A 22,525-nucleotide genomic window follows, 5' to 3' on the forward strand; every position below is an offset into this window, starting at 1 on the left:
GCTTGATAAGGCTGGTTTTATCCTTTGGTTATTCCCTTTTGATAATAACATACGCATATTCATCATTAAACATAATAAGATGGCGCTGTTAGCATACTTGCATTACCTAACAGCATCTTTGAGGAAAGTATGACATACGCCGCCCCATATCAACAAAAAAGTAAAACTCGTAGCGCTCTCAGCATTGCAGGCATAGCCTTGAGCTTAGGTCTGGCTGGCTGCAGCAATAATGATGCAGTCGACACCACTGCAAACGCTGATGATACGGCGGCTGCAGAAGGTCAAAACATCGAGCTGCTCAACGTCTCTTATGACGTTGCCCGTAATTTTTATAAAGATTACAACCCGCTATTTGTAGAGCACTACCAAAGCGAGCACCCAAATAGCACCATCACCGTCAAACAGTCGCATGGCGGCTCAAGTAAGCAAGCCTTGTCAGTGGCCAATGGCCTACAAGCCGACGTTGCCACTATGAACCAAGGCTCTGATATCGAGCTACTAGAAAAAGAGGGTTTGGTTGAGTCAGACTGGGAGAGCAAATTCCCTGATAATGCCGTGCCTTTTACCAGCACCATCGTGTTTTTGGTGCGTAAAGACAATCCAAAAGGCATCAGTGACTGGGAAGATTTGACTCAAGACGGTCTTGAGATCGTTATGGCCAATCCAAAAGTCACGGGCAATGGTCGTTATGCCTTCTTAGGCGCTTATGGTTATGGTCTGCATGCGTTTAATAACGAAGAGGCGCCAGCCAAAAACTACGTAAAAGAGATGCTCAAAAACGTCAAAGTCTACGAAAACGGTGGCCGTGCAGCAACCACAACCTTTGTGCAGCGCGGTATTGGCGATGTTTTAGTAACCTTTGAAAACGAAGCCAACTTGGCGGCGACTGATTTTGGTGCCGGTCAAGTGGACATCGTCTATCCAAAATACTCGATCAAGTCAGAAAGCCCTGTGGCCATTGTAAAAGCCGTCACAGACAAAAAAGGCACCACTGATGCAGCAAAAGCCTACTTGGACTATTTGTGGAGCGAGCCGGCCCAGCAATTGGCTGCTGATCTATACTTGCGTCCGAGCGTACAAAGCGTACTCGATAAAAACAGTGACAAACTGCCACCGGTTGAGACTTTCCGTCCAAATGATGTTTTTGGTTCATGGGATGAGATCATGGGCACTTACTTTAGCGACAATGGCGTCTTTGATCAATTAGCGATCAACGCACCGCAGTAAACAGTAAGCACTGCAGTAAACAATAGGCAGCGTAGCACCTAGAGCGATACTCTAGTGCAAGAGAAGCCGTGGTAAACAAAAAAAGGACATGGTCATCTACACCATGTCCTTTATACCGTAAGCTCAGCTGACCCAGCATAATTATTATTAAGTAGATTGCTCAATATTTTGTTACGTACCATTCGTTAGGCAATAGGACATCACTATGAGTGCAACCGCTTCATCCGCCCACAAAGCCCCTGCCAAAAAAGGCTGGCTGACCCGTATGCGTCAGCGCAACGTGCTGCCAGGGTTTGGGCTGAGCATGGGTATCACGGTTTTTAGCTTATCGCTACTGGTGGTACTGCCGTTTGCCATGATGGCCTATACCACGACGCAAATGGGCTGGACGGGATTTTGGCAGGCCATCAGCCAACCACAGGTGACGGCTGCGATTAAGCTGAGCTTATGGATGGCGTTTGCAGCGATGCTGACCAATATGGTGTTTGGTACCTTGGTCGCTTGGGTGCTAGTGCGTTATGAGTTTTGGGGCAAATCCTTAATCAATGCCTTGGTGGATCTGCCGTTTGCGCTGCCGACGGCGGTGACGGGTATCTCGCTTGCTACCCTGTACGCGCCCAACGGCCTAATAGGTCAATGGTTTGCCAAGTTTGATATTCAAGTGGCCTTTACACCTTTAGGTATTTGGCTGGCTTTGGTGGTGGTCAGCTTTCCATTTATCGTGCGGGCGGTGCAGCCGGTACTCGCTGAGCTGTCGGTTGAGTTTGAAGAGGCAGCGGCGGTACTGGGTGCCAATCGCTTGACCACGTTTTGCAAGGTGATCTTGCCTGAGATGATGCCAGCCTTACTGATGGGCGCTGGGATGATGTTTGCCCGTGCGACAGGTGAGTATGGCTCGGTGATCTTTATCGCCGGCAACATCCCGATGGAAACTGAGATTTTGCCGCTGATTATCATCAGTAAGCTGGAGCAGTTCGATGTTGGGGGCGCATCAGCCGTGGCACTATTTATGTTGCTGATTTCATTTACCATCTTATTGACCATCAATATCTTACAGTGGAAACTGTCTCGCCGCGTAGGAGCTCGCTGATATGCAGATATCCAATAGCTATGATTACCAAAGCAATCCTGCGACCAAAGACACACCGTGGATACGTCGCACTTTTATCACCATTGCTGTGCTGTTTATGGTGGTGATGCTGGTCGTGCCGCTACTTGCGGTGTTTTATGAAGCCTTTAAAAACGGCTGGCAGCTGTATGTTGCTTCCTTGGTCGATCCTGAGGCCTTACAAGCGATTAAGCTGACCTTGATCACTGCCGGCATCGTGTTACCGATCAATATGGTGATGGGTATTGCGATTGCTTGGCTGGTGACACGTTATCAGTTTAAAGGTAAGCAGCTGGTCACCACCTTGCTTGATTTGCCATTTTCGGTATCACCTGTGGTCGCAGGCCTCATGTTTGTGTTGTTATTTGGTCTCAACTCTACTGTGGGCGGCTGGCTTGAGAGTATGGGTTTTCAGGTGATATATGCGGTACCAGGCATTGTATTGGCGACATTGTTTGTCACCTTCCCATTTGTGGCACGTGAGCTGATACCGCTGATGCAGACGCAAGGCGACAGTGAGGAGCAAGCGGCGCTGACATTGGGTGCGAGTGGTTGGCAGACTTTTTGGCATGTCACCTTGCCCAATATCAAATGGGCGCTGCTTTATGGTTTGATTTTGACCAATGCCCGAGCGATGGGCGAGTTTGGTGCAGTCAGCGTAGTGTCCGGTCATATTCGCGGTGAGACCAATACCATGCCGCTGCTGGTCGAGATTGCTTATAACGATTATAATTTTACCGCCGCTTTTGCCTTATCAAGTCTGCTTGCGGCACTGGCGCTGGTGACACTACTGATTCAGCAGGTCATGACCAAGATGCAAGCGCGCAAATTTGCCAAATCGGCACGTCTCGCGGCTGCGCCTGAGCTACCAGTGAGCGCCAATGCTACCAATGCGGCCGATACCTATAAGACGGCGGCGCAGGCAGCTAAGAGCTCGAGAAATGTGTAAACAACTGACGGCCTATACGAAAGATTGATTACCACAACGCTGTCGCCAGCATAGACGCTGCCACGATGAGCAAAAGTGAATAAGAGACACGATTATGAGTATTGAGATTCGCAACGTTAATAAAAAATTTGGCAGTTTTACCGCCTTAGACAATATCAATATCACCGTACCAACTGGCAAACTAACCACTTTGCTTGGGCCCTCAGGCTGCGGTAAGACCACCTTGCTGCGTATCATCGCAGGTCTTGAATACGCAGATTCTGGGCAGATATTATTTGATGACTTGGATGTGACCAACACCCCGGTACAAAAGCGCCATATCGGCTTTATGTTTCAGCACTATGCGTTGTTTCGCCATAAAAACATCGCCGAAAACGTCGCTTTTGGCTTGACATTATTACCAAAAAACAAGCGTCCTAGCAAAGCCGATATCAATAAGCGTGTAAATGAGCTATTAGAGTTGGTGCAGTTGCCCCAAGTCGCCAACGCCTATCCGCATCAGCTCTCTGGTGGACAGCGTCAGCGGATTGCGCTGGCACGAGCTTTGGCAGTCAAACCCAAGTTATTATTGCTTGATGAACCATTTGGCGCACTCGATGCCAAGGTACGTAAAGAGCTGCGCACGTGGCTAAAAAACATCCACCATGAGCTGGGTATCACCAGCATCATGGTCACTCACGATCAAGAAGAGGCAAGGGCGGTGTCAGATGAGATCGTGGTGATGAACCAAGGACGAGTAGAGCAGGTAGGCACCTCAGAGGCACTGATACACCAGCCGGCCAATGCCTTTGTCAGTGACTTTTTAGATTTGGCTTAATCGGATACGGCAAACACGCCAGTATCTGCACACCAGTTGGTACATAAGCTATAAAACGCCATAAAAAAAGACCTATACAATTATAGGTCTTTTTTTATGGCGTCATGCCCATCTTATCTATTAGGCAAGCTTCATATCTGCATCCAACGATGTCTGCTCATGCGTGATCTCTAAGATCTCCTGACACCACTCTGGCAAATCATCGGCGACCTCGTACCACATCCAAGTCCCGTCGCGCACACAGCTTAAGATGCCCAGTTTTTTTAGGTGATTTAGATGGCGTGAGATGGTTGGCTGCGGCTGATCCAATATCTCAACCAACTCGCCCACACAGCGTGCTTCTTTTTTAAAAAGAATTTGAAATATTTTTAGACGAGTCGGATCAGATAAGACTTTAAACAAATCAATAGGTCGTATCATAAAGTTATTATCAGACATAGCATAATTCCAATAGGGCGTTGTTAATAGGGGGTCAATATAACAGCAGTCTTCAATAAAATCGATTAAAAATTGAGCTAAATTACAGTTCGTCGTTAATTTACTACCTTTGATACTATTCGGTTACATCGATACTTATATTCCGTTACATGAATTTATTTTCAAAATATCTGGCTGCATTTATTTACTGCGTAGTCAAAGATAGGGTGATAAATACAGCAAACACTATTGAAAATGATAATAGTTATCGTTATGATATACCCATCACGTAAAGGAGCCAATCTATGTACGTATGTATCTGTAATGACGTAAAAGACAAGCAAATAAAAGCAGCGATCGCTTCAGGTATCGATACGCTCGAAGGCCTAAAAGACACGCTGGATGTGGCGACTTGTTGTGGCTGCTGTGAGCCTATGGTCAATGATTTTCTAGACGAGCATCATGCCAAGCTTGATGCGCTGGCTTATGCAGTGTAGGGTAGCACCAGAAACTACCCCATTTTTTGTCCTGCGTATACCTCTTGCACCACCATCCTTTCACGCAATTTCTACCTCACGTACTGCCTCTATCTCACATACTGGTTGATGACGCGCTCATCAGCCATGCTAGTTAATTATGATTCTCAATTAGCATCTTATTCTTAGTTCATAACATTACAAGCGCTAGCACCTCTATATGCTACTATATCTATCTGATATTGTAAGAAGTCTGACGGACTTTAATCTTTACTAAGCAGTTTACCAATAACGCTTTTATTATATCCAATATCGTGAATGTAACCTGCGAGACAACAATAGGAGTATGGGTGATGATAGGTAGCCAGAAAGTCATTGATTATTTAAATTTTTTATTGGGCGGCGAGCTTGCTGCGCGTGATCAGTATTTTATTCATTCAGAAATGTATGCTGAATGGCACTACGGCAAGCTATATGACCGCATCCATCATGAAATGGAAGATGAGACATTGCACGCGCAGGCCATTATCCGCCGTATTTTGATGCTTGGCGGCACGCCAAAGATGAGTGTTGATGGGATCAACATCGGTAGCACCGTCCCTGAGATGCTACAGTTTGACCTTGATTTAGAGTATCAAGTACAGCAGCACCTAAAAGACGGTATTGCGCTGTGTGAAGAAGAGCACGACTATGTCACCCGCGAGATGTTGGTCGAGCAGCTCAAAGATACTGAAGAAGATCATGCACATTGGTTAGAGCAGCAGCTGCGCCTTATCGATATGATCGGTCTGCCAAACTATCTACAAAGCCAAATGGCAGAAGTGTCTCCTGATATTGTCTAGTATCGTCACAGCTATATTAAGCTGCAATATTTAGAGCACGTATCATAGATTAAATAGAGTAGGGAGAGAAAATATGAAAGGAGATAAAGAGGTCATTCGCGCCTTAAATAAAGTACTCGGACAGTCATTGATTGCCATCAATCAGTATTTTTTGCATGCGCGTATCGCTCGTCATTGGGGGCTTGAAGCATTAAACGAGCATCTTTATAAACAGTCTATCGCTGAGATGAAGTGGTCGGATGATTTGATTGCGCGTATCTTATTATTAGGCGGTCTGCCAAACTTACAAGATTATGGCAAGATGTTCCTTGCAGAGGACGTGCCTGAGATGATTGAGTGCAACCTGCGTTTAGAAAAGCAAAAATTCACTATTATCACTGAGGCAATTACCCTATGTGAAGAAAAGCGCGATTATGTATCACGCCAGCTATTGGTCACGCTAAAAGATGGTAATGAGGAATATGACGACTGGCTGGAGACTCAAGAAGACTTGATACAAAGTATCGGGGTTGAGCGTTATATTCAGTCACAAATGCATGACGACGACGCACCGTAATTAGCCACTCTTGACTGACACTTGCCAGCTTGTTTTTTGAGTATCTTTTAAGATATATCAAAGGACATGCTGGTATTTTTATATCTATAAGACAGGTGTTTATAATGATAAAGCGCTAAGACAACTATCGATTGCTTGTTGCCTGTGAGACGTACCTAAGATAAGCCCTAATATAAACCGCGACCATCTTCAGGCTTGAGTCTTAAAAAATACAGCCCTGATAAAATGGTCAAAATCCCCAGTATCCAATAAGTCGTTTGAAACGCCGCCAGCGTGTCTAGTCCAAAGCGCTCACGTAATAGGTTGAGCACCGCCGCCCCAAAGGCAATACCAAAGCCAATTGCTAGCTGCTGATTGACTGCCATAAGGCTATTACCGCTACTGGTCTGCACGCCTTCCAAATCACCAATGGTAATGGTGTTCATCGCGCTAAACTGCATAGAGTTACACGCGCCCATCAAGATAAGCAGCGGGATAAACCATAACCAATTATCAGGGTCGTTAAACTGCGCCAATAAGATGATGAGTATACCGATGAGCAGTGTGTTTAACACCAAAACTTTGCGATAGCTAAAGCGCTGGATGATTTTGCTGACCCAAGGCTTGATACCGATGGCACCAATAGCGATAGGCGCAAGCAGCCAGCCTGCCTGCGAGGGCGAATACTCAAACACCACTTGTAATAATAATGGCAGTAAGAACGGCACAGCACTGATGCCCAAACGGGTAAATAAATTGCCCGTGATACCGATACGAAAGGTACGAATATCAAATAGACTCAGTGGAAATAAAGGCGCGGGGCGGCGTTTGGCATGTGCCACATAAGCGCCTAGCAATACGCTGGCGGCCACCGCTAGCAGCAGACCATACATACCGCGGCCTACCTGCGAGCCAAACTCTACGGCGAGAGTAAATCCACATGCCGCAGCGGCAAACAGCCCAAAGCCTAGCCAATCAAGGCGCTGGGTGTCTTCAAACAACGCAGGCACCAGTTTTTTGCCCATAACAAACCCTAAAACACCCATCGGAATATTGATCAAAAATATCCAATGCCAACTGGCATACTGGACGATATAACCGCCCAGCACCGGCCCCACGAGCGGCGCGACCAAGGCCGGTATCACGGCAAAGTTCATGACAGTTAGTAGCTTGTTGCGCGGATAAGACTTGACCAAGATTAGGCGCGCAACAGGCGTCATCATCGCCCCGCCAATCCCTTGTATCACCCGTGAGCCTATCAAAAAATCCAACGTGGGCGAGGCTGCGCACAGTAGCGAGCCAATAGAAAAAATAACAATGGCAGTCAAAAATATACGCCGCGTACCGTATTTGTCCGCCAAAAAGCCACTGATAGGAATAAAAATCGCCAACGTCAGCGCATAACTGATCACCGCCCATTGCATTTTTAGCGGCGACTCGCCGAGAGCTTGTGCCATCTGTGGCAGCGAGGTATTTAAAATAGTCGCGTCTAATATCTGCATAAACAGCGCCACCGCTAACACGTAGGGTAGGTATTTATCTTGCGTTGCGGTTAGCGTTACCATGTGACTCTCATTAGATATTGGGTGTTAATCAGCAAATGATCTGTTTATTCGCGAGCGAAGCAGCCACAGCCGATAAGTGGCACAAGCTGGGTAGTATAAGAAACAGCGGCATATAATAACAGTGAATCAAAGTAACGATAAATAGCAACGATAAACAGTAGCAATAAAAGAAGGCGATAAAAACAAACATCACCGCAGAGAAAACCACCATCAAAAACTGCATCAACTGCATCCAGAGCTGACCACAAACTTAGAACCTAGGCGCTGGTATGGTCACCTGGTATGGTCAAAAAGCGCTTATTTACAAGAGAGGGCTTTAATATCAAGGCAGAGTGTCGTTATAGTAATGACTGATACATCTTAAATAAAAACAGCCGACACCCAATGGATAGGTAATAGGCACTGATAAAACCATTAACCAACTAGCGACTAATACCTCAGTACCAATTACCTCAGTACCAATAAATAATAGGCATCAATAATGATCGATAGTAAGGAGATATGATGAAACAAAACAATCACCATAGCACGCATGCTGATAACAACCGCACAGCAAACGCCGCCTACGTTCCGCCCAAAGTATGGGTGCAAGACAAAGACAATGGCGGCAAGTTTGCCAGTATCAATCGGCCGACCGCTGGCGCGCGCCACGAGCAAGCGCTGCCAGTGGGCGGCGCGCCGTTGCAGCTGTATTCGCTCAACACGCCTAATGGCGTCAAGGTCAACATCCTCTTAGAAGAGCTGGCTGAGCTGGGCGTCAAAGGTGCTGAGTATGATGCGTATAAAATTGATATCTCTAAGGGCGATCAGTTTGGCTCAGGGTTTGTAGACATAAACCCAAACTCAAAGATTCCCGCCTTGGTCGATCGCTCGCATGATGAGGCAGACGAGCCTATCGCTATCTTTGAGTCGGGCGCTATCATGATGTATCTGGCCGAAAAGTTTGGCAAGTTTATTCCGCTATCTTTAGGCAAGGCGCGCGCTGATTGTCTGTCTTGGGTCATGTGGCAGATGGGCAGTGCGCCTTTTTTAGGCGGCGGGTTTGGGCATTTTTACGCATATGCACCTGAGCCTTTAGAGTATCCGATCAACCGCTATACGATGGAGACCAAACGGCAGCTTGATGTGCTAGATAAGCATTTAAAAGACCACAGCTATATGTGCGGTAATGATGACAGCGATTACAACATCGCTGATATGATTATTTGGGCATGGTATGGACAATTGGTGCTTGGCAAGCTCTATGATGCGGCTGAATTCTTACAAGTCGATGAGTATCAGCATGTCAAACGCTGGGCTCAAAATATCGCTGAGCGTCCAGCGGTCAAGCGCGCTGTAGACTTGAGCTTAAAACCTATCAATCAATAACCGTATTTATACCAGTCACACAGAGTATGTCGGCATATCGATTTATGTCAAATTGATTATAGTTAGAACAATAGGGCTGATAAGTGATGACTTATCAGCCCTATTTTCGATTTTTTGATACTTAATATGCTGTTTTAGATATCGCTTGTCATTCTACATTTACATATATTTATATTGTAATAGCAGTATACTTATCTAATTACACAATGGTACATTAGTACAACAGATAGAAACATTAATACGTTAAGATAGCATGTCGCTACATTCATAACAGGTGCGTAGACATCGTTTATTAATTAATGGATAGTGACTATGAAGGATGATACCAAGCCAGGAGGCTTTAGCAACTCCTGCCAAGCTCAGCAGCGGCGTATATTACATACATATATGTATGTTACATAGCAGCGAGCAAGACAGCAGATCAAACCCTGTGGCTGGCGTGACTGTTCTTATGTTATAGTGAGTTGTCTATATCCAAACATTATCTCATTCCTAAAACAATAAAACCTTTTAAAAAAATAACAAAGATACTTTTATTTATGATAAAAAATACCTCATTTTCTCAGTTTATTCATCTTCCTATACCCTTGGTCGCTGCTATCAGTGCTGCTGCCGTTAGTACAGCCAGCATGGCGGCAGGCAGCGGTATCGAGTTTACCAGTCAAGACTGGCAGGTGGCTTGTGATAACACCCGCACTTGCCGGCTGGCAGGCTATCAAGCAGAAAACAACAGTGAGTTTCCAGTCTCGGTGCTACTAGTACGCCGCGCTGGGGCAAATGCAGATGTCGATGGCAAGGTCAAGCTGGGCGGCGCTAAAGAAAGCTCCTCAAAGGCGTTGATGCAGCTTGGCAGCCGTCACCGTATATCACTGATGATCAATGGCAGAGACTATGGCGAGACTCGACCTTTTTCTGCTGCCGCTGGCAACGCTGAGCTGACCGCCACGCAAGTCAATGCGCTATTAGAGGCATTGACCAAAACGAGTAAGATTGAGCTGGTTTTGCGCAACTCCCGCTGGCAGTTGTCGGATAAAGGGGCCAGCGCTGTCATGCTCAAGGCCGATGAATTTCAGAGGCGAGTAGGGACACCGAGCGCTTTTATTAAGGCTGAAGGTGCCGCCAAATCCAATAGCAGTGTCTTGGCGCCCAAGCCTGCGCCAAAGCTAAGGTTTGTCGCTCCCAACCCGAAAGCTGTGCCCAGCGGTCAACGAAAATTCGTCATGAGGTCGTCCCAGCTTGCCGCGCTGATGAAAGAGACCTTAAGAGATGCTGATCGTGACTGCCCAAACTTAGATGATAAGTCGCCATGGCGGGTCAGCCGCTTAAACAACTCTCAATTACTCGCGCAGCATGATTGCTGGGTGAGTGCCTATAATGCAGGCAGTGGCGTTTGGGTCATTAATGACAAAAAACCTTATAAGCCGACCTTGGTGACCACCAGTGCCACCAGCTATGACAAGGGCAAGCTAAGCTCGGTACAAAAAGGCCGCGGCATCGGCGACTGTATCAGTCAGGTTGATTGGCTATGGACGGGCAGGGCATTTGAAAAAAGCCATGAAAGCACCACAGGACTGTGCCGTATGATCGAGGCGGGCGGCGCGTGGCAGCTGCCAACCTATGTCACAGAGGTAAAAATAGGCAAATAATAGGATATTGCAAAAATAGCTACAGATAGTTTTTTATTGTGCTATACTACGTCGCCACGAAAGTTTAGGCTTTTGTGAATTATGAGATTGATAACATCGCCTGCGATTTTGGGTCTAGGATTGACCATGAGTAATTGTTGCCGATGATTTTGTGTACTTAAATAACGTTTTTATCGTTATTTTTGACTCATATCTTATCTACTGAATCATCACTATGGTTTGGATTGGTTGTTGTTTTCGATTATCTGCTTTGGACAAAGCATTGATAATACGCTGACAGCAAGCAAGGATAAGACACTCGGCACTACCACCAAAATACGTCAGACAGCACACATGCATTTATGATAGAAGCTTGGCTTGAATCGCTTAGCTTCTAACGATCGATATCGTTATATGATTCGATGGTAGCTCATAAAGGCGGTGTGGTGAACGGTTATCAGTGGTATGCATCAAGCTTGCTGAATGTACAGCATCTTATACTTACCCAAGGATTCTCATGACTGATATCTTATCTGCCATCGCCGCTGAAAACGGCATCATCGAAAGCACCGATACGCCAAACACTGACACCTCTAAAACTGACGCTACTGCTCAAGCAGCAACAGACGCGGCCTCAGAAGACAAAACAACCTTTAGCGATCTTAATATTGCCAAGCCGATTTTGACCGCGCTTGATCGCATCGGTTATACCAATCCAACACCTATCCAAGAACAAGCCATTCCTTTTGCCCTACAAGGCCGCGACCTATTGTTGTCTGCGCAAACCGGTAGTGGTAAGACCGCCGCTTTTGTTATCCCTGTGCTCGATCGCCTAAGCCGTGCCACCAGCTTTGATAAGCTCACCAAAGCCCTTATCCTAACGCCAACGCGCGAGCTTGCTCAGCAGGTGCATGACAGCGTGCGCACGTACTCAAAAGACATGCGCGGTTTGTTCTGCGTGCCATTGGTCGGCGGCGCGCCTTACAACGGTCAAATCACCGCCCTACGTAAAGGTGTACAGGTCATCGTCGCCACGCCTGGTCGTTTGCTTGACCATATCAAAGCAGGCCGTGTGGATTTATCAAACCTTGAAGTGTTGGTACTAGATGAAGCGGACCGTATGCTTGACATGGGTTTTGCTGATGACATCAGTGATATCTTAAGCGCCGCGCCAACCGATCGTCAGACGATCATGTGTTCAGCCACTTGGGATGGTCCTGTCGGCAAAATCGCTGCCAGCTTCACCAAAAACCCTGAGCGCGTGTCTATCAAGGTAGAGTCAGCACACATCGAAGAAAAAGTGTACTACTGTGATGATTTTGATCACAAAAACAGATTGCTTGATAAAGTGGTTTGCCAACCAGAGATGGATCAAATCATCATCTTTGCGGCGACCAAACGCAGTACAGAAAAACTGGCTAAATCGCTACAAGAGCAAGGCCACAAAGCCAGCTTTTTACATGGAGACTTGCCGCAAAGCAAGCGTAACCGTATCGTGCAAGACTTGCGCAATGGTAAATGCAAAATCCTAGTAGCGACTGACGTTGCTGCCCGTGGTCTTGACGTGCCAGCCATCTCACACGTCATCAACTACGACTTACCGCGTCAAACAGAAGACTACGTGCACCGTATCGGCCGCTGTGGCCGTGCAGGTCGTACAGGTGTCGCCATCAGCCTATGCAGTATGGATGATCGCCCACAGTTAAACGCCATCAACCGCTACTTAGATCGTCAGATGGAAGTGTGCGTCATCGAGGGCATGGAGCCTAAGAAAACCTACGTACCAAGCGAAAACAAAGGACGCGGGCGTGGCCGTGGTCGCGGACGCTCTAACGGTGGTGGTCAAGGCCGTGGCCGCTCAAGCGGTGGTTATGCTGGCAAGTCTACTGGCGGTGGCCGTGGTCGCTCAAACGATCGCGCAGCAACAGGCCAGCGCGCCAGCAATGATAGTGGATACCAAGGTCAAGGTGCTGGCAAGTCACGTGATTCATCAGGTAAGCCAAAAGACCGTTTTGGTGGTAAACCATATCAGGGCAAGCGCGGTGACCGTGCAGCTACAGGCCGTGGCCAAGGTCGTCCAAACGGCGGCAACCGTGGTAAAAACTCGTAATACAGCGCCATAATATTGCTGGCGTTGATGACACTGTGATATATAGCGGTATAAAACTCGCCCAATAACAAAAAAGCCAGATACGTGTTATCTGGCTTTTTTGTGGCTATAGGTAAGGACTAAATGGTGTTGGCCATTTAATAACCACCCATCATCAAACAAATAGGATAAACGCAGGTGAATGCAGGATCCTTGCTTGCACCTATTTTTTGCCTTGTCTATACTGACGGGCTTTGATCAATCGTACACTCGGAGGCCTCTGATGCCCGCCACCTCAAGTTTAGCAATCGATAGCCTGCCATTAGCCTTTGGTATTATCATGGCCATTATCGGTTTGGTGTTTTATACCCAAGGGCTGCCTGGTAAATTTTGGCGACGTTTTTATGCCATACTGCCCGGTATCGTTCTGTGCTGCTTTATACCCGCAACGCTCAACAGCTTAGGGGTTTTTGCAGACGGTGTTGGCTCGCAGATTTATGGCTTTACTGCTACCTACCTGTTGCCAGCCAGCTTGCTACTGATGACTCTGTCGATGGATGTGCCCAAAATACTAGGATTGGGTTGGAAAGCGATTGCCATGTTCTTTGCCGCCAGTATCGCCATTATCATCAGTGGTCCGATCAGCTTAGGCATCGCCAAATGGGTGTCGCCCAGTATGTTTAGTGATGACACCTTGTGGCGCGGGTTTTCGGCGGTCGCAGGAAGCTGGATCGGCGGCGCGGCTAACCAAGCGGCGATGAAGGAGCTATTTGGGGTCAGTGATGACTTGTTTGGCATGATGATTCTGGTCGATACCACCAACGCTTCGCTGTGGTTACTCGCGATACTTATCATGGCCAAACACAGCGATAAAATTGATAAATTGTTAAAAGCTGATAGCAGTAGTATCGACAAAGTCATCACCGCAGTTGAGAGCTATGAGCGCCACCATGCGCGGCCTGCGACTTTAAATGACCTCATGGTGATGTTTGGCCTGTGCTTTGCCATGGTGGGTGTGGCGCACTTTTTGGGCGGGCAAATCGCAGGGTTTTTTGCGCCTTATAGCTGGGCGGTGCAGTACAGCTTTGCCAGTAGCTTCTTTTGGATGGTGGTCATCATTACCATCATAGGGGTGATCTTCTCTTTTACCAAAATTCGCCGGCTTGATCATGTGGGCGCCTCCAAAATCGGTACAGTATTTATCTTTGTACTTATCGCAGCTATCGGCATGCAAATCAATCTAGTCGGTATTGTCTCGCAGTGGCGCCTGCTACTTATCGGTCTGCTATGGATGAGTATTCACGTTGTTATTATATTTGCTGTCGCAAGACTCATTCGTGCGCCGTTCTTCTTTCTGGCTGTGGGCTCCAATGCCAATACAGGCGGCGCGTCATCAGCCCCGATTGTCGCTACCGCCTTTCATCCATCACTCGCACCAGTTGGGGTATTTTTGGGTATTCTTGGTTATGCGGTCGGTACTTTTGGCGGCTATATCAGCACGCAGATGATGCGGCTGGTGGTGGGCTAAGGTTAAAAATATCCCTAGGGACTGGTCAATAAATAGCGCGCTAAGGACATCTTTAGCGCGCTATTTTTATACTCTGTTAAGTATCAAGTTATCGTTTTGTCTATCTATGCTATGAATACGTAAGCCTAGCTCTAGCCTACAGCCAAGGTGTGTTAACTTCTCGTTAATCAAATCTTATAATAATAATGAGTTAAGAGGAAAGACTGCGGTATGGCCAATTACAATAACACAAGCTCCCACGAGCCTTATAGCACTCCCAATCACCAGCGAAACAAGCAACCAAACAGCCACGTTCAAGTCCGAGGCGCACGTGTGCATAATCTAAAAAACGTCGATGTTGATTTGCCACGTGATGCGCTGGTGGTGTTTACGGGTATATCAGGCTCAGGGAAGTCATCGCTGGCGTTTGGGACTTTGTTCGCCGAATCACAGCGGCGTTATCTGGATTCGGTGTCGCCGTATGCAAGGCGTCTGATCGATCAAGTGGACGAGCCAGATGTCGATGCCATAGAAGGCCTGCCTCCCGCAGTCGCCTTACAGCAGCAGCGCGGCACGCCTTCTGTACGCTCCTCCGTTGGTAGTGTCACGACCATATCAAACGGCTTGCGGATGTTGTACTCACGAGCTGGCGAGTACCCAGCAGATCAAGACATGCTCTACGCCGATGCATTCTCGCCCAATACGCCAGAGGGGGCGTGCCCGATGTGTTCGGGTATTGGCCGAGTGTTTGATGTGACCGAAGAGTTGATGGTGCCTGATGGTAGCAAGTCCATTCGTGAGCGGGCGATTGCATCGTGGCCTGGCGCTTGGCAAGGACAAAACCTAAGCCGAATATTAACCACGCTTGGCTATGATATCGATACGCCGTGGCACAAATTGTCCAAAAAGTCTCGCGACTGGATTTTGTTTACCGATGAGACGCCAACGGTCCCGGTCTATCCTGAATATGATATGGCGCAGACGCGTGCTGCGATTGAAAAAGGAGAAAAGCCCAATTATATGGGCACGTATATCAGCGCCAAAAACTTTATCCTAAATGCCTTTACCACCACGCAAAGCCCACGGGTCAAAAAACGGGTCTCGCAGTTTATGCAAATCTCTGTATGCCCAGAGTGCCATGGTAAAAAGCTCAAAAAAGAATCGCTATCAGTAAAGTTTGCAGGGCTGGATATCGGCGAGCTGTCGCAACTTACCTTAACCGATTTGGCATTGACGCTGGAAAAAACAGCGCATGCAAAAATCGAAGATGACACCCCCAATCGTGAAAAAGCCATCGTCGCACAGCGCATTGCTAGCGATATATTAGCGCGTGTTGAAGCACTAACGAGACTGGGCTTGGGTTACTTGTCGCTTGAGCGCACCACGCCAACACTATCGCCTGGTGAGCTACAGCGATTGCGATTAGCAACCCAAATTCGCTCGCAGCTGTTTGGGGTGGTGTATGTGCTTGATGAGCCATCCGCAGGCTTGCATCCTGCCGACACGCAAGCACTACTGGGGGCATTGGATGAGCTCATCGCCGCTGGCAATTCAGTGTTTGTCGTCGAGCATGATGTGAGCGTTATTCGCCATGCCGATTGGGTGGTCGATGTCGGACCCAAGGCGGGCACGCATGGCGGCGAGATTGTCTATAGCGGCCCTGTAGAGGGTTTGCGTCAGGTCACTGAATCAACAACCGCACAATATCTCTTTACCGATAAAGAGACGGCGCACAAAAAACCGCTTAGAAAACCTAACGCTTGGCTAAAGCTTGCTGATATAGAGCGTAACAACATCCAAGGGTTAAGTATTGCGTTTCCGCTAGGGGTGATGACCTGTGTCACTGGCGTATCGGGATCAGGTAAATCAAGCTTGGTCAGTCAGGCGCTAGTTGAGCTGGTTAATGAAGCCTTAGGGAAAGAAGTGGTTACCCAAGCCGCAACTGATGAAGCGGATTTGTTAGATCAGGAGATCGAGACGGTCACTAAAGGCCAAATTATTGCTGGTATGGACAAAGTCAGCCGCCTTATTGATATCAATCAAAAAGCCATTGGTCGTACGCCGCGCTCAAACCTTGCCACCTATACAGGGCTGTTCGATGATGTCCGTAAATTATTTGCGGCAACGGCGGAGGCCAAAGCATGCGGTTATGATGCGGGACGTTTTTCCTTTAACACGCCAAAGGGTCGCTGCCCCAACTGTGAAGGCCTAGGGTTTGTCAGTGTTGAGCTGCTATTTTTGCCGAGTGTTTATGCGCCTTGCCAAGTCTGTCACGGTCAGCGCTATGATAATGACACGCTGGCGATTACTTACCGAGATAAAAACATCGCTGAAGTGCTGGATCTCACGGTAGAATCTGCTTATACGTTTTTTGATGGAGAAGCCTCGATATTACGTGCTTTAGATGCTCTCTTGCAAGTTGGTCTTGGCTACTTGCGTCTGGGGCAGCCAGCGACTGAACTGTCGGGCGGCGAGGCGCAGCGTATCAAGCTTGCCACCGAGCTACAACGTACCCAGCGTGGCGATACGCTTTATATCCTTGATGAGCCGACCACTGGCCTACATCCTGCCGATGTATCGATGCTGATGGCGCAATTAGATGCGCTCGTCGAGGCAGGCAATACCGTCATTATGGTTGAGCACGATATGCAAGTGGCCAGCAATAGCGACTGGATTATCGATATTGGGCCGGGAGCAGGGGATGCAGGCGGGCAAGTCGTTGCTCAAGGTATACCTGAGGATGTGGCAACATCAAAGACCAGCCAAACTGCACCGTTTTTATTGATATAGCGTTAATTGGCGCAGTATTATCATCATTGCATATCGTTTAACGTTAAGGAACAACCATGTTTGGCATGATAAAAGACTGGCGTGAGCAGCGCATACTAGACAATAGTGAGTTTACCAAGGCTGATTGGCGGCAAGCTGCCAAGCGCATTGTGATACTTGATAGACTAAAGGAGGACGAAAGGAGCCGTCTGTTTGAGCTGGCGACGTTATTCTTAGATGAAAAGTCGATTACCGGCGCGCAGGGCTTTGAGATTACTGATAAAGTCAGACTGTCTATTGCCTTGCAAGCTTGCCTACCGATTCTAAATTTAGGGCTGGAATGGTATAAAGGCTGGTCGTCTATTATCATCTATCCTGGCTCATATAAAAGTGAGAGTACCACTGTTGATGAGTTCGGTATCGTTCATGAGGGCCAGCAGCATCGAAGCGGAGAGGCGTGGCAGCGTGGGCCTGTGATACTGTCATGGAAGGATGCCAAGCACTCAGGCGAGCGTGACGGTCACAATGTGGTCATTCATGAGTTTGTGCATAAGCTCGATATGTTAAATGGCCGCGCCAATGGCTTTCCGCCCATGCACCCTGATATGGATCCGGCGCGCTGGACGGAAATTATGAGCCGTGATTTTGAAGACTTTCAAAAGCATCGCAAGTCAGGACTCGATCGCTATGGTGCGACCAATCCAGCGGAGTTTTTTGCGGTGCTTAGCGAAGTGTTTTTTGAGACCCCGCAAAAGCTATTCGATGCGTATCCTGATATTTATGACATTATGGTGAAGTTTTTTCAGCAAACACCGCTGTAGTCTTTATAGCAAAACCGTAAGTCATAGATGTGCTCATCATATCAATATTAATATAAACAGAAAAACACGTATAAAAAGCCATATATCACCTACGATGTATGGCTTTTTTATGTGTGAAATATCTTTCGGATTTTAATGACTCGATAAAATAAAACATGCCTTGGATGATGTTTTTGACAATAAATGTGCACGCACAGTCAAAAACCCTGCACTGTCAGCCAATCTATTTGTCAAAAACCCCGCTATAGTAAAAAGCGTCGTCATTAGGATGGATGACAGCCAGACAAAGAATGAGGTTTTTTTCAGTGTTATAGGCCACATTGGCCGTGCACAGCCGCTCATCTCTTTTATCACTTATCAGACAGGGAGTCTCACATGAGCCACGCTCACACTTCAATTGATCCTATTACCTTGTCCGTCGTACGTGGTGCCCTAGAAACGGCACAGCGTGAGATGACAACCACCTTAGAAAAAACCGCCCGCTCCAGTGTCTTTAACTTAGCTCACGATTACAGCAATGCGTTGTTTGATCACCTGCCTGAGATGATTTTGCAGGGGCAGGATATTCCTATCCATCTAGGCTCGCTTATGCCCGCTATGAAAGCCGTTGCCGAGTATTATGGTGATGACATCCACGAAGGCGATGTCATTTATCACAACGATCCGGTGATGATGGGCAGTCATATTTTAGACTGCTGTATGTACAAGCCTGTCTTTTATCAGGGTGAGCTGGTGTTTTGGACGGTGTGCAAAGGTCACGTTACGGATATCGGCGGCCCAGTGCCTGCAGGCTACAACCCAGATGCTAAAGAAATCTATGCTGAAGGCTTACGTATCCCGCCAATCAAAATCTGGGAGAAGGGCGTCAAACGCCATGATGTCATCAATTTAATTCACAGTAATATGCGCTCTCGTCGCAACCAAGAAGGCGATCTCAATGCCCAGTTTGGCGCTTGTGCGGTCGGTGAGCGCAATATGATTGCGCTGCTAGACAAGTATGGCGTCGAGACCGTACGCGCGGCGATTGAAGAGCTAAAAAATATGGCTGATACTCATATGCGCTCATTGATTTCATCTATCCCAGATGGTCAGTATCATGGCGAGGCGGTGCTAGAGGATTCAGGGCACGGTCTGGGCGACTTGACCATCAGTGCTGATATTGAGATCACAGACAGCGATGTACATATTAAGATTACCAGCCCGCCGCAAGTGCCTTACTTTATTAACTCTTATGCTGGCAATTCAATGTCTGGTGTGCTGCTGGGGCTGATGATGTTTGCGCAAGTAGATCCGCCGTACAATGAAGGGTTGTACCGCTGTGTCACGGTGGACTTGGGCGAGCATGGCACCCTATGTAACGCCAAAGAGCCAGCCCCTCATGTTAACTGTACCACCACGCCGATGGAGACCTTGACCGATGCGGTGCGTATGGCCTTTGAAGACGCTGCCCCAGATCGGGTGATCGCCTCTTGGGGTCACGCCTCTGGGATTAATATCTCAGGCATCGACCCAAAGACAGGCGAGCAGTATGTGACCATGATTTTAGCTTCAATCATCTCTGGTGCTGGCGCGACTCAGCAGATGGACGGCTGGCATGCTTGCGGCCCCTTATGCTGCTTTGGAGCGTTAAGCTCAGGTGATATCGAGCTACTCGAGTATCAGTATCCGATCTTGATTCATAAATATGGGCTGGCAGAAGACAGTGGCGGCGCAGGCGAATATCGCGGCGGCTGTGGCACGGTATGGGAAGTTGAGCCATTGGGCCATGAGATGACGGTAGTCGCCTTTGGTGAAGGCCGCGAGCATCCGACAATGGGTGCGGCTGGCGCTGAGCAAATCTCACCTGAGCTAAAGGTGGGGCGCTTGGAGATCATCCATAAAGACGGTATCACGGACTTGTATAAACAAAACACCGTAAAAGAGATAACACCTGGGCAGCGTGCCCGAAATACTAACCCTGGCGGCGGCGGTTATGGCTGCTCATTTGCCCGTGCAATCCCAGCTGTGGTTAAGGATGTAGAGCATAGAGTTATATCAGTGGCCGCAGCTAAGACCGAGTACGGCGTGGTGATTGATCCACAAACGCTGGCAGTCAATGAAGCCGAAACGGAGGCGCTGCGTCGTCAGCTGACCGCATAGCGCTAAATGGACAAATGACATTACGACACTGAACTGATAATAAATAATTTGAGTTAAGGATAACTGATGAAAAATGATTTTCGAATTGGCGTCGATGCGGGCGGGACGTTTACTGACTTTGTACTGGCCGAAAAAACAGGCGATGTACATCTATTTAAGGCACCATCCACGCCAGAAGATGGCACCTTGGCCATCGCCAATGGACTGCAGCAAATTGCCGACCAGTTTGACCGTCCTATTGAGGATATTATTCAAGCCTGCGATCTATGTATCAACGGTACCACTGTGGCGCTCAACGCCTTGATTCAGATGAAGGGGGTAAAAGTCGGGCTGTTATGCACGGCAGGCCACGAAGACAGTATCGAGATACGCTTAGGGCATAAAGAAGAAGGGCATCGCTATGATGCCAGCTATCCGCCAGCACCGCAGATAGCCACGCGTGACTGCCGACTACCGATACGCGGCCGTATCTTAGCCGATGGTACCGAGCATGAGCCGCTAAATGAGCAGGATGTCCTCGATGCGATCGAAGTTTTAAAGAAAAAAAACGTACAAGCAGTGGCCATCTCTTTTGTGTGGTCTATTCGCAATACCCAACATGAGCAGCGCGCAAAGCAGCTGATCGAGCAGCATATGCCAGGCGTATTTGTCTGCTGTGGCAGCGATGTCTATCCGCAGATCAAAGAATATACCCGTACTTCAACGACGCTGGTCAATGCTTATCTAAGCCCCGTCATGGCCTCTTATGTGCATAAGATTGACGATTATTTTAAAGCGCTCGGGGCAGAGCAGCCCGTTCGCTATTTTCAATCAAACGGCGGGCTAGCAGTCGGTAGTATCATGCGAGAGCGGGCGGTCAATGCTATTAACTCAGGACCAGCGTCAGCGCCGCAGGCAGGTCTGTATATCGCCAGTCCGTTTGGTATTGATAATATCATCACCGTCGATATGGGCGGGACCTCTTTTGATATCACTATGGCAAAGTCAGGCCGCACCAGCCTCAACCGTGATATAGACTTTTTACGCAACCGTATTGGCGTGCCGATGATTCATGTCGAGACCTTGGGCGCAGGTGGCGGCTCTATCGGTCATGTCAATACTTTTGGTATGCTTGAGGTCGGCCCGCAGAGTGCAGGCGCAACCCCTGGGCCGGCGTGTTATGGCAAAGGCGGAGAGCTGCCTACGGTGACCGATGCCAATTTGGTATTGGGTTATCTGCAGCCCAATGCGGTGTTGGGCGGCAGTGTGACCTTAGATAAAGATAAAGCGGTGCAAGCGGTACAGACCCACATCGCTGATCCACTGAAGATTGATTTGGCTCACGCGGCTTTTGGTATCAGCGCCATCGTCAACCAAAACATGTCTAATGCTATTCGCCGTATTACTATTGAAAAAGGCTATGACCCTCGTGACTTTGCCCTTATCTGTGCGGGCGGCGCAGGTGGTATGCATATTATTGCGCTGGCCGAGGAGATGGGTATCGGCACCATCTTAATTCCTAAGATTGCGTCATGCCTGTGCGCCTTTGGTCAAATTATCTCCGATATCAAGTATAACTACTTGGCGACGCAGATGATGATTTTAGCGCCAGAGGCAAATCTTCAAGAGCTAAATGCTACTTTGCAAGGTCTTGAAGAAGAGGGCGTGCAAAAGCTACTAGAAGATGGCTTTACCGATGAGGACATCTCTATTGAGCGTACCATGGAGATGCGCTACGTCGGTCAGGTGCATGAGTGTAATGTGCTGATACCAAACGGCAAGCTCGATGCTGATAGCGTGCAGACTATCTTAGAGTCATTTCACCAGCGTCACAAAGAGTTGTATACCTATGATGAGCGTGATAGTAAGGTCGAGCTGGTCAATATCGAGGTGGCGGTGATTGGCAAAATCAGTAAACCAAATCTGCCGACGCTTGCGCCTCAGCAAGATGATATCAGCCAAGCCCAGATCGGCCGTCGTGATATGCTGTTTGACCAGTCTTATGATTGGATCGACACACCTATATACGATGGTGAGCAGTTCGGAGCTGGCGCAATCGTCACAGGTCCTGCGCTTATTCAAGAGCCAACCACCACCGTAGTCATCAAGGATGGCTGGCAAGCACAGCTGCACGAAACAGGTACCTATAAACTTACCCGTGCTGCATAAAACATAAGGCTAACTTTCTTTTAACGTTCTTTGAGCATTTTTTAACATTAGTAAAGGCATCAAGTATTGAACCCAGCTTAGTACTTGATGCCTTTTTGGCTTTATTTATAATATAAAATAGGA

16 protein-coding genes and 1 pseudogene are annotated in these 22,525 nt (G+C 47.9%); 15 read left to right on the plus strand and 2 right to left on the minus strand.

What is annotated here, in order from left to right:
* The first annotated feature begins 129 nt into the window (after positions 1 to 129).
* The 4 genes and pseudogenes from C6W44_RS11455 to C6W44_RS11470 form a co-directional block, all read left to right on the plus strand.
* The gene (locus C6W44_RS11455) at positions 130 to 1,227 is read left to right on the plus strand and encodes a sulfate ABC transporter substrate-binding protein (RefSeq protein WP_105245764.1); all 1,098 of its coding nucleotides are present in this window, start codon (positions 130 to 132) and stop codon (positions 1,225 to 1,227) included.
* 205 nt (positions 1,228 to 1,432) lie between these two features.
* Positions 1,433 to 2,317 carry a sulfate ABC transporter permease subunit CysT gene (gene cysT, locus C6W44_RS11460; RefSeq protein WP_199774484.1) on the plus strand — a complete coding sequence of 295 codons (885 nt, stop codon included), beginning with the start codon at positions 1,433 to 1,435 and terminating at the stop codon, positions 2,315 to 2,317.
* Position 2,318: 1 nt separating this feature from the next.
* On the plus strand, positions 2,319 to 3,284 hold the full coding sequence (cysW, locus tag C6W44_RS11465; RefSeq protein WP_105245766.1) for a sulfate ABC transporter permease subunit CysW: 966 nt from the start codon (positions 2,319 to 2,321) through the stop codon (positions 3,282 to 3,284).
* A 94-nt stretch (positions 3,285 to 3,378) separates the two neighbouring features.
* A pseudogene (locus C6W44_RS11470) lies at positions 3,379 to 4,098 on the plus strand (sulfate/molybdate ABC transporter ATP-binding protein); the annotation flags it as partial.
* Between the two features lie 123 nt (positions 4,099 to 4,221).
* Here C6W44_RS11470 and C6W44_RS11475 read toward each other — a convergent pair.
* Positions 4,222 to 4,539, minus strand: coding sequence for an ArsR/SmtB family transcription factor (locus C6W44_RS11475; protein ID WP_100749628.1), 318 nt, complete (start codon positions 4,537 to 4,539; stop codon positions 4,222 to 4,224).
* 284 nt (positions 4,540 to 4,823) lie between these two features.
* Between C6W44_RS11475 and C6W44_RS11480 the strand changes: the two genes are divergently transcribed.
* The 3 genes from C6W44_RS11480 (at position 4,824) to bfr (C6W44_RS11490) (ending at position 6,392) form a co-directional block, all read left to right on the plus strand.
* On the plus strand, positions 4,824 to 5,015 hold the full coding sequence (locus C6W44_RS11480; protein ID WP_068405488.1) for a (2Fe-2S)-binding protein: 192 nt from the start codon (positions 4,824 to 4,826) through the stop codon (positions 5,013 to 5,015).
* A gap of 332 nt (positions 5,016 to 5,347) precedes the next feature.
* A complete protein-coding gene (bfr, locus tag C6W44_RS11485) occupies positions 5,348 to 5,836 on the plus strand; it encodes a bacterioferritin (protein WP_105245770.1) in 489 nt (162 codons plus the stop codon).
* 73 nt (positions 5,837 to 5,909) lie between these two features.
* Entirely contained in the window at positions 5,910 to 6,392 is a 483-nt protein-coding gene (gene bfr / locus C6W44_RS11490; RefSeq protein ID WP_100749626.1) for a bacterioferritin, read from the plus strand.
* Positions 6,393 to 6,559: 167 nt separating this feature from the next.
* Here bfr (C6W44_RS11490) and C6W44_RS11495 read toward each other — a convergent pair whose 3' ends face one another.
* Positions 6,560 to 7,936: a DHA2 family efflux MFS transporter permease subunit gene (locus C6W44_RS11495; protein WP_105245772.1), complete on the minus strand. Its 1,377-nt coding sequence runs from the start codon at positions 7,934 to 7,936 to the stop codon at positions 6,560 to 6,562.
* Positions 7,937 to 8,440: 504 nt separating this feature from the next.
* On the opposite strand from C6W44_RS11495, the gene yghU reads away from it, so the two are divergent.
* From yghU to C6W44_RS11540, 8 genes are all read left to right on the plus strand, one after another.
* A complete protein-coding gene (gene yghU / locus C6W44_RS11500; protein ID WP_105245774.1) occupies positions 8,441 to 9,304 on the plus strand; it encodes a glutathione-dependent disulfide-bond oxidoreductase in 864 nt (287 codons plus the stop codon).
* A gap of 539 nt (positions 9,305 to 9,843) precedes the next feature.
* Complete coding sequence (locus C6W44_RS11505; RefSeq protein ID WP_105245776.1) at positions 9,844 to 10,950, plus strand: DUF1176 domain-containing protein; 1,107 nt, start codon at positions 9,844 to 9,846, stop codon at positions 10,948 to 10,950.
* Between the two features lie 496 nt (positions 10,951 to 11,446).
* Positions 11,447 to 13,039, plus strand: coding sequence for a DEAD/DEAH box helicase (locus C6W44_RS11510; RefSeq protein ID WP_105245778.1), 1,593 nt, complete (start codon positions 11,447 to 11,449; stop codon positions 13,037 to 13,039).
* A gap of 262 nt (positions 13,040 to 13,301) precedes the next feature.
* Positions 13,302 to 14,546 carry a DUF819 domain-containing protein gene (locus C6W44_RS11515; protein ID WP_105245780.1) on the plus strand — a complete coding sequence of 415 codons (1,245 nt, stop codon included), beginning with the start codon at positions 13,302 to 13,304 and terminating at the stop codon, positions 14,544 to 14,546.
* 210 nt (positions 14,547 to 14,756) lie between these two features.
* Positions 14,757 to 17,315, plus strand: a complete 2,559-nt coding sequence (uvrA, locus tag C6W44_RS11520) for an excinuclease ABC subunit UvrA (protein ID WP_105245782.1) — start codon at positions 14,757 to 14,759, stop codon at positions 17,313 to 17,315.
* 56 nt (positions 17,316 to 17,371) lie between these two features.
* The gene (locus tag C6W44_RS11525; RefSeq protein WP_105245785.1) at positions 17,372 to 18,115 is read left to right on the plus strand and encodes a zinc-dependent peptidase; all 744 of its coding nucleotides are present in this window, start codon (positions 17,372 to 17,374) and stop codon (positions 18,113 to 18,115) included.
* A 375-nt stretch (positions 18,116 to 18,490) separates the two neighbouring features.
* On the plus strand, positions 18,491 to 20,254 hold the full coding sequence (locus C6W44_RS11535) for a hydantoinase B/oxoprolinase family protein (RefSeq protein ID WP_105245789.1): 1,764 nt from the start codon (positions 18,491 to 18,493) through the stop codon (positions 20,252 to 20,254).
* 66 nt (positions 20,255 to 20,320) lie between these two features.
* Complete coding sequence (locus C6W44_RS11540; RefSeq protein WP_105245791.1) at positions 20,321 to 22,402, plus strand: hydantoinase/oxoprolinase family protein; 2,082 nt, start codon at positions 20,321 to 20,323, stop codon at positions 22,400 to 22,402.
* The last annotated feature ends 123 nt before the right edge of the window (positions 22,403 to 22,525 follow it).

Origin of the sequence: Psychrobacter sp. Marseille-P5312, from assembly GCF_900291405.1 — a bacterium.
GTDB lineage: Bacteria > Pseudomonadota > Gammaproteobacteria > Pseudomonadales > Moraxellaceae > Psychrobacter > Psychrobacter celer.